We start from the raw sequence: 8,317 nt of genomic DNA, 5'->3' as shown, positions 1-8,317 counted from the left end.
GCGCGATAGTGACGGGCCTGTCATTCAGGCGAAGCCGAGCAGCCCCAGCATGCCGTCTGTGTGGTGAATCTTCCTGATTGACCTTGAACCCACTCATAGAAGGTAAGCGTCTGCCCCGTCGTTACTCTAGGTAGTCGTTGGATCGGGCTCTGCGCCTGTCAACGCAGCCGTGGTCTTTGGAGGAGATACGCGCGTATCTCCTCCAAAGACCATCAAGGGGTAGGCGCCCGCCGCCGCACACACGGCGGGGCCCCGGGGCGATCGCTCGCCCCGGGGCCCCGCCTTCGTCACCGGCCCGTGTTACGCCGCCGGCTCCGGCCGCATCAGCCGTACCAGCAGGTCGTCCAGGCTGATCAGCCCGGACAGCCGGCCCTCGGCGTCCCGCAGCACCGCCAGCGAGGCGCGCCGCTGCCGCAGCTGCTCCACCGCGTGCGAGATGGTGTCCTCCGGCGCCAGCTCCGGCACCGGCCGGGCCAGCTCGCCCGCCGTGACCCGCTGCCCGCGCGCCCGCGCCACGATGGCGTCGCGCGCGTGCACCGAGCCGAGCACCCGCTCCCCGTCGCGTACCAGCAGCCGCGTGTGGTCACTGGACCGGGCGGCGGCCAGGATCGCCTCCGCGTCGGCCGTGGCCGGTACGCCCGCGATCTGGTCGGCCGGCACCTGGATGGCGCCCACCGGCGACAGCGGTTCGGTCAGCGAGCGGGTGATCAGCCCCGAGTCGGCCTCGCTGATCAGGCCGAGCCGCTGGGACTCGCCCACCAGATGGGCCAGCTGCTCCCGGTCGTGGACCGAGGTCAGCTCCTCGCGCGGGGTCACCCGGCACATCCGGACCAGCCCATTGGCGATCTTGTTCATCAGCCAGATGACCGGTCGTACCGCCCCCACCACCGCGCGGAACGGCGGTGCCAGCAGCATCGCCGAGCGCTCCGGGTGGGAGATCGCCCAGGACTTGGGCGCCATCTCGCCGATCACCATGTGGAGGAACACCACCACGACCATCGCGAACAGGAACGCGATGCCGTAGGAGAGCCCGCTGGGCAGCCCCAGCTTCGCCAGCAGCGGGTCGACCTCGTGCGAGATCGCCGGCTTGGAGATGGAGCCGAGGCCCAGGGTGCACGCGGTGATGCCCAACTGGGCGCCGGCCAGCATGAGCGACAGCTCACGCGTGCCGGCCAGCGCCGCCCTGGCGCCGCGCTGCCCGTCGGTGACGGCCTGCTCCAGCCGGTGCCGCTTCGCCGCGACCAGCGCGAACTCGGCGGCCACGAAGAAGCCACTGCCGATCAGCAGCAGCACGGTGATCAGTCCTGCCATGCCCAGGCTCATGAGCGCTGCTCCACCCGTTCACGGGGCGCGCCCACCGGGATGTCGCCGGCCGGGCCCGCCGTGCTCGCCTCGACGCGTTCCAGCCGGATCCGGCCGGGCACCCGGCGGTCCAGGGTCAGCACCTCGATGACGGCGGTGGCGCCGTCCGCCAGGCCGACCTCGATCCGGTCGCCGACGCCGGGGAACCGCCCACAGCGGTTGATGATCAGACCGGCCACGGTCTCGAAGTCCTCTTCCTCCGGCAGTGCGATGCCGGTGGCCTCGGCCGCCTCGTCGACGCGGCGCCCCGCGTCCACCAGCCAGCTCCGGCCGTCGGCGATCGCCGGCACCTCGATGCGGTCGCTCTCGTCGGCGATCTCGCCGACCAGCTCCTCCGCGATGTCCTCCAGCGTGACGATGCCGGCCAGGCCGCCGTACTCGTCGAGCACCACGGCGAACTCCTCGCCCGCCGCCTGCATCTGGTCCACGGCGCCGGGCAGCGGCAGGGTGTCCGGCAGCAGCAGCGCCGGCCGGGCCAGCGGGCCCGCCAGATACTGCGCCAGCTGCTCCGGGGTGGCCCGCATGAGTTCGCGTACGCCGAGCACCCCGGTGATGTCGTCGATCCGCTCGCCGACCACCAGGTAGTGGGAGTGCCCGTGCTCGCCGATCAGCGCGATGACCGACGAGGCCGGCTCGGCCGCCCGTACATAGGCCACGTCCACCCTGGGCACCATCACCTCGGCGAGGGTGCGGTCGGAGAACTCCAGAGCGTGATCGAGCAGCTGCGCGGTGTCGTGCGTCAGCTCGCCGTGCTCGTGGGATTCGTCGATCAGCCGGCCCAGCTCCTCCAGGGTCGCCCCGTGGTGCAGTTCCTCGACCGGTTCGATGCCGACCTTGCGCAGCAGCTTGTTGGCCACCGAGTCGAAGACGTGGACCACCGGGCCCGCGATCTTCAGATAGGCGAGGGTGGAGGAGGCGAGGGATTTGGCGAGCCGCTCGGGCACGGCCAGCGCGAGATTCTTGGGGCCCAGCTCACCCAGGACCATCTGGATGACGGTGGCCAGCACGAACGCCGTCACCAGCGCGATGCCGCCGGCGGCGGCCTCGGGCACGCCGATGCCGCTCAGTACGGGATCGAGCAGGGTGGCGAAGGCCGGCTCGGCCAGGAAGCCGACGATCAGGCCCGTCACGGTGATGCCCAGCTGGGCGCCGGAGAGCATGAACGACAGCCGCTCCTGGACCTTCAGCGCGCGGGCGGCACGTTTGTCACCCGCGTCGGCCTCGCTCTGGAGGGCGAGCCGGTCGGCGGCCACATAGGCGAATTCCTGGGCCACGAAGTATCCGGTGCCGGCGGTCAGCACGAGCACGGCCAGCAGGCCCAGCAGTGCGGCACTCATCTGACACCACCTCGCCGTGTGCCGCGGTGCGTTCCATGCGGACGAGGTGGTCGGGGACTATGCCCAGGAGGGTCCGACGAATTGGCGGACAAGTTATCTCCTTTCGTGGTGGGTGACACCGTTCAGCACGGTTGTGAACGGTCTGGCTGCTTGTTCAACGGGACGCGAGGTGCCGATGTTCCCTTCGGCTGTACCCGAAAACGCCCTCTTGACACCTCGCGTCCCGGCAGGAACGTTCAGGCGGTCAGCCCGGCCATCCAGGCTTCGACCTCGGCGGACGCGCGCGGCAGGCCGGCCGACAGGTTGCGGCTGCCGTCCTCGGTGACCAGCAGGTCGTCCTCGATGCGCACGCCGATGCCCCGGTACTCCTCGGGCACCGTCAGGTCATCGCTCTGGAAGTACAGGCCGGGCTCGACGGTGAGCACCATGCCGGGCTCCAGGGTGCCCTCGACGTACGCCTCGCGGCGCGCGACCGCGCAGTCGTGCACGTCGAGGCCGAGCATGTGGCCGGTGCCGTGCAGGGTCCAGCGGCGCTGGAGACCCAGCTCCAGAACCTTGTCGACCGGGCCCTCCAGCAGCCCCCAGGCCACCAGGTGGCGGGCCAGGACGCGCTGGGCGGCCTCGTGGAAGTCGCGGTACTTGGCGCCGGGCCGCACGGCGGCGATGCCGGCCTCCTGGGCCTCGTACACGGCGTCGTAGATGGTGCGCTGGAGGTCGGTGAACCGGCCGTCGATGGGCAGGGTGCGGGTGACGTCGGCGGTGTAGAGGTTACGGGTCTCCACGCCGGCGTCCAGCAGAAGCAGCTCGCCGGGGCGGACCGGGCCGTCGTTGCGTACCCAGTGCAGGGTGGTGGCGTGCGGTCCGGCCGCGCAGATCGAGCCATATCCGACGTCGTTGCCCTCGACGCGGGCGCGCAGGAAGAAGGTGCCCTCGATGTAGCGCTCGGAGGTGGCGACGGCCTTGTCCAGGACGCGGACGACGTCCTCGAAGCCCCGGGCGGTGGCCTCGCAGGCGTAGGTCAGCTCGGCGATCTCGAAGTCGTCCTTGATCAGCCGCTGCTCGGACAGGACGGTCTTGAGCTCGGCGTCGCGCTCGCCGGTGATTTTGTCGGTGAGCGCCGTCTCGATGGTGGCGTCGTGGCCGCGGACCACCCGTACCGGGCCGGTGGCCTCCTTGAGCAGCCCGGCGACGGTGCGGACGTCGGCGGTGGGGAGCCCGTACAACTGCTCGGCCTCGGTGAGGCTGGTGCGCCGGCCCACCCACAGCTCGCCCTGGCCGCTGAGCCAGAACTCGCCGTTCTCGCGGTCGGAGCGGGGCAGCAGATAGAGGGTGGCCCGGTGTCCCTCGCCGCTCTCAGCGCTCTCGACGGGCTCCAGGACCAGGACGCCGTCCTCGCTCTGGTCGCCGGTGAGATAGACGTACTCGGTGGCGGCGCGGAAGGGGTAGTCCGTGTCGTTGGAGCGGGTCTTGAGGCGGCCGGCCGGGATGACCAGCCGTTCGCCGGGGAAGCGGGCGGAGAGCGCGGCGCGCCGGGCGGCGGTGCGGCCGGCCTGCGGGATGGGGGCCAGGTCGCGCTGCTCGGTGTCGGCCCAGCCGGTCTTCATGTTCTCGGCGAGCTCGTCGGAGACCGTCTTGTTCACGTTGTTCTTGCGCTGCTTGATGGTCTCGGCGGGCTTCTTTCCGTCCGTCGTGCCGTCCGTGGGCTTGGCTTCCTCGGCCACCCTGCTGCCTCCTCGCGTACCCGGCCGGCCCCGGTGGGGACCGGGTTCCATCGTATGTGCGAGTGGGGGATGGCGGACAGAGCCGATCAGGGGCAGACATGTGGGACGGGTTCAGTGGAAGCGGGCGGCGAGCGCGATGACCTCCTCGGTGCCGGTGCCGGTGCCGGTGCCGGTGGCGGTGGCGGCGGGCAGGGCGCGCAGGACGTGGTCGAGCAGCGCCTCGGGGTCGGCGCGTACCTCGGGGGTGGTGGCGCGGGCGGCGGCCTGGAGCCGGGTGAAGGCCCGGTCCATGGGTTCGCCGGTGCGGTGCAGCAGCCCGGCGCTGTACAGCAGGACCGTTTCTCCCCGGGCGATGTCGATCTCGACGCTGGGCGCCTCCCAGCAGGCGAGCATGCCGAGCGGGGCGGAGAGCGTGGTGTCGGCGAATTCGGCCCGGTGCTCTCCGATGACCAGGGGCGGCGGGTGACCGGCGGAGGCGAGGACGAGCTTGCCGGCGGCGGGCTCGGCGTAGCCGAACAGGGCGGTGGCGGAGCGGGCGGGTTCGGTCAGCCGCAGCAGCAGTTCGAGGTCGGAGAGTACGGCGACGGGGTCCTCGCCCTCCATGACGGCGTAGGCGCGCAGCCCGGCGCGGAGCCGGCCCATGGCGGCGACGGTGGCCGGCCCGGTGCCGCCGGTGGAGCCGATGGCCAGGCCCAGGGCGCGGTCGGGCAGGGCGAGCGCGTCGTAGAAGTCGCCGCCGCCGGCCGGGCTGGGGCGGTGCCGTACGGCGAGCGTGACGCCGGGGAGGTAGGGCAGCCGGCTGGGCAGCAGTCCTTCGCGCAGGGTGGCCAGCTCGGTGCGGGCGGCGGCGAGGGTGGCGTGGTGGGCGAGTTGCTGGGCGGCGTGCCGCAGATAGAGGGTCAGGAGGTGCCGTTGGCGCTGGTCGGGCTCGGCGGGCTGGTCGTACAGCCACAGGGCGGCGCCGAGCAGCCGCCGGGCGGGGCTCGCCGCCGGGCCTCCGTCGGGGCCTTCGCCGGGTTCCGCGGTGAGCAGGACGGCGTGGCCGGCGGCGCAGCCGAGCAGCCGGGCGACCTCGCGGTGCCGGGGGTCAAGGGTGTCGTCGGTGGTGAGGTCGCGGTGGGTCAGCTCGGTGGGGGCGCCGCTCTCGCCGGCCTGGGCGGCGTCCAGTAGCCGGGTGTGCGGGGCGGCGGTGCGCGGCACGGTCTCCAGATGGCCGAGTTCGCCGGGGGTGAGGCCGAAGCCGGTGAGCCGGTCGGGGCCGGGCGGGCCGTCCTGGCCGGCGGGGTCATGGGGGCGCAGTGCGATCAAGCCGCGGCGGGCGCCGATGAGCTGCGCGCCGGCGCGCAGCGTCTCGTGCAGGGCGTCACTGAGTGTGCTGGTGCGGGCGAGCCGTCCGGTGAGGTCGTGGAGGGCGGTGAGGTCGCTGATCCAGGAGGCGAGCCGCTCGGGTCCCGCGCCGGGTGGGGCTGGGGTGTCGGTGGGTGGTGGAGTCTGCGGTACGGGGGTGATCGGGGGGTGGATTCCGGCCACATTAGAGGGGACGGATGTGCTCATGGGCGCTCTCTTCCGTCGAGGCGCGACTGCCGCGATCTCATCGCAAACCCCCCTGTTGTGCGTGGCGACCGGGAACGGCACCCGCTGTGGGGGTGCGGGGCAGGGTCTCCGGTGTGCTCTTGGGTCGGGAATGATGATGCCCGTGTGACTGTGGTGTTCTCTGATCGACAGGCCGGGTCCAGAAGAGTTTGGCGCAAAAGGAACGCCGGTGCGTGGGACGCAGGATCGACTGGGAGGGGTCGGCGGCGATCGCGCCGGACGGGCTGGGTACGTACGGGGTAGTGCTCCGGGCCAGTCGTGGCCGGAACGGTTGTGTGGGTTCTGGCGTCCTCACCCATGCGCAAGACGCTACATACGGTGATCTAAGTTCCACGTGAGTGATTGGCCGGAAGACCTCTTCCGGCCCTCAATCAGCCGCGAAGGAAGGGACGAGCGCAGATGCGCGAGATCCTCGGAATGCGACGCACGAACGACGGCGAAGGCGGGGACAGGGACGACAGCGGCGGGGAGCACGGCGGCACACCCCGGCGGGGGCTGCGCGATGCCGCGCTCGGCTACGCCCGGCGCTGCGGCTGGCCGGTGCTGCCCGGCGTCGAGGCGGGCCCGGACGGCCGCTGCGGCTGCCGCACGGCCGGCTGTGTGGTGCCCGGCGCCCACCCGGTCGACCCGGAGCTGCTGGCGGCCACCGGCGACCCGCGGATGGTGGGCTGGTGGTGGGCGGAGCGGCCGTCCGCGCCGATCATCCTGGCCACCGGCCGGGACGGGGCGCCGTGCGCGCTGAGCCTGCCCGCCGCGGCGGCCCCCTGGGCCCAGGCCGAACTGGCGCGCAGGGGAGTGCGTACCGGCCCGGTGCTGGTGACCCCGACCCGGGCCTGCTGGCTGGTGGCGCCGTACGACCCGGCCGAGCTCGGCGAACTGCTCTACGCCCAGGACCTGGTGCCCAGCTCGCTGCGGTTCCACTCCTCGGGCGGCTATGTGCCGCTGCCGCCCTCGCCGCTTGCGGCCGGCCGGGCGGCCTGGCTGCGCGGCCCGTGGCCGGGCCGGGACGGGCGGATCAGGCTGCCGCGCACCGCCGCGCTGCTCGATGTGCTGGTGGAGGCGGCGATCCGCACCCCCGGCGGGGGCTCCCGGCTGGCGTACTGAGCGCGCCGCCGGAAGCGGGCAGCGAAGAACCCGGTCGCTGGCGACGGGGGATGCACCAGCGACCGGGCTCACTTCAGACCGTAACAACTCCTGTGGGAATCGCAAATCCCGCCCGGCCCGTGCGGCGGCGGATCCCGCCATCTGCCAGGGATCCTGTGACCGGAATCACTCCTTTCGGATGACCCTCAGTTCAGGGTGATCTGACGGTTGGTGAGACCGCTGCGCGCCTTGCGCTCGTCGGCCGTCAGCGGGGTGGCGGAGGCCAGTGCCTCGGTCAGCCGCTCGGCGAACGCGGTGGCCGGCTTCTCGCACTCCTCCGCGCCGAACTCGCTGGGCAGGTCCCACACCGGCACGGTCAGGCCGTGCGCCCGGAAGGAGCCCACCAGCCGGGTGTCCGCGCCGAGGGTGGCGGCCCCGGCGGCGTGCAGCCGGGCGAGGGCGTCCAGCAGCTGGTCCTCGGGGTGCGGCATGACCCAGCGCAGGTGGTTCTTGGTGGGGGTGCGGCACCAGTAGGCGGCGTCGACGCCGGTCAGCCGGGTGGTGGGCACGGCGGCGGCGTTGGCCCGCTCCAGCGAGGCGGCGACCTCGCCGGTGGCCGACTCGGCGTCGTCCAGCCAGAACTCGAAGCCGCTGTGCACCTCGGGCACGAACGGCGCGGACACATCCAGCAGGTCCTGGAGCCGCGGCCCGCCGGGCGTGCTGCGGGCGGCGGGCACCGGGCTGCCGGGGGCGGTGGTCAGCGCGCGGGTGAGCACATCGGCCAGGTCGCGGGACAGGTCGCCGGTGGCGGTGTCGTTCTGGAGGCCGAGCAGCACGGTGCCGTCGTCGCGGCGCAGCGCCGGCCAGGCCATCGGCAGCACGGTGGCCAGGGTGAGCGCGGGGACGTCCGCGGGCAGGCCCTCGCGCAGGGTCAGCGGGACGGTGGCGGCGGGCACCAGCTCGCGCAGCGCGACCCAGTCGCACTCGCCGGGCAGTCCCTCGAACGGGCGGCGTACCAGCTCGGTGGCGGCCTGGACGGCGGCACGGCCGTGGCAGGCCTTGTAGCGGCGTCCCGAGCCGCACGGGCACGGCTCGCGCGCGCCGACGACGGGGATCTCGCCATCGGTGAGCTGCGGCGTGGCCGCGGCGCTGGGCTGGGTACGGGGGCGGCGCTTCTTGGCCATGCGGACGGCTCTCCTGCGTGTGTCGCGTACTCCTACG

Annotated in this window: 6 protein-coding genes; 1 reads left to right on the top strand and 5 read right to left on the bottom strand. The window is 72.9% G+C overall.

Annotated features, from left to right (window positions below):
* Positions 1–300: 300 nt before the first annotated feature.
* The 4 genes from AC5WRL_RS26540 to AC5WRL_RS26525 form a co-directional block, all read right to left on the bottom strand.
* Entirely contained in the window at positions 301–1,323 is a 1,023-nt protein-coding gene (locus AC5WRL_RS26540) for a hemolysin family protein (protein ID WP_496091204.1), read from the bottom strand.
* A complete protein-coding gene (locus AC5WRL_RS26535; RefSeq protein WP_496091203.1) occupies positions 1,320–2,699 on the bottom strand; it encodes a hemolysin family protein in 1,380 nt (459 codons plus the stop codon). Before AC5WRL_RS26535 ends, AC5WRL_RS26540 begins: the two co-directional genes overlap by 4 nt.
* Before the next feature lie 236 nt (positions 2,700–2,935).
* Positions 2,936–4,471, bottom strand: a complete 1,536-nt coding sequence (locus tag AC5WRL_RS26530) for an aminopeptidase P family protein (RefSeq protein WP_496091202.1) — start codon at positions 4,469–4,471, stop codon at positions 2,936–2,938.
* A gap of 60 nt (positions 4,472–4,531) precedes the next feature.
* On the bottom strand, positions 4,532–5,974 hold the full coding sequence (locus AC5WRL_RS26525; RefSeq protein WP_496091201.1) for a PP2C family protein-serine/threonine phosphatase: 1,443 nt from the start codon (positions 5,972–5,974) through the stop codon (positions 4,532–4,534).
* 438 nt (positions 5,975–6,412) lie between these two features.
* On the opposite strand from AC5WRL_RS26525, the gene AC5WRL_RS26520 reads away from it, so the two are divergent.
* A complete protein-coding gene (locus AC5WRL_RS26520; protein WP_496091200.1) occupies positions 6,413–7,117 on the top strand; it encodes a bifunctional DNA primase/polymerase in 705 nt (234 codons plus the stop codon).
* Between the two features lie 185 nt (positions 7,118–7,302).
* Here the strand turns inward: AC5WRL_RS26520 and AC5WRL_RS26515 are convergent, their stop codons facing one another.
* Entirely contained in the window at positions 7,303–8,280 is a 978-nt protein-coding gene (locus AC5WRL_RS26515) for a DUF5926 family protein (RefSeq protein ID WP_496091199.1), read from the bottom strand.
* Positions 8,281–8,317: the final 37 nt, after the last annotated feature.

Source organism: Streptomyces sp. NTD107, assembly GCF_059510435.1.
The sequence above is the reverse complement of the archived record's forward strand: the minus strand, read 5'-3'. Positions and strand labels throughout refer to the sequence as shown.

Bases quoted from the DNA above. Each gene is read 5' to 3' on its own strand.
- AC5WRL_RS26540 (WP_496091204.1), bottom strand. From the start codon at position 1,323: ATGAGCCTGGGCATGGCAGGACTGATCACCGTGCTGCTGCTGATCGGC.
- AC5WRL_RS26535 (WP_496091203.1), bottom strand. From the start codon at position 2,699: ATGAGTGCCGCACTGCTGGGCCTGCTGGCCGTGCTCGTGCTGACCGCC.
- AC5WRL_RS26530 (WP_496091202.1), bottom strand. From the start codon at position 4,471: ATGGAACCCGGTCCCCACCGGGGCCGGCCGGGTACGCGAGGAGGCAGC.
- AC5WRL_RS26525 (WP_496091201.1), bottom strand. From the start codon at position 5,974: ATGAGCACATCCGTCCCCTCTAATGTGGCCGGAATCCACCCCCCGATC.
- AC5WRL_RS26520 (WP_496091200.1), top strand. From the start codon at position 6,413: ATGCGCGAGATCCTCGGAATGCGACGCACGAACGACGGCGAAGGCGGG.
- AC5WRL_RS26515 (WP_496091199.1), bottom strand. From the start codon at position 8,280: ATGGCCAAGAAGCGCCGCCCCCGTACCCAGCCCAGCGCCGCGGCCACG.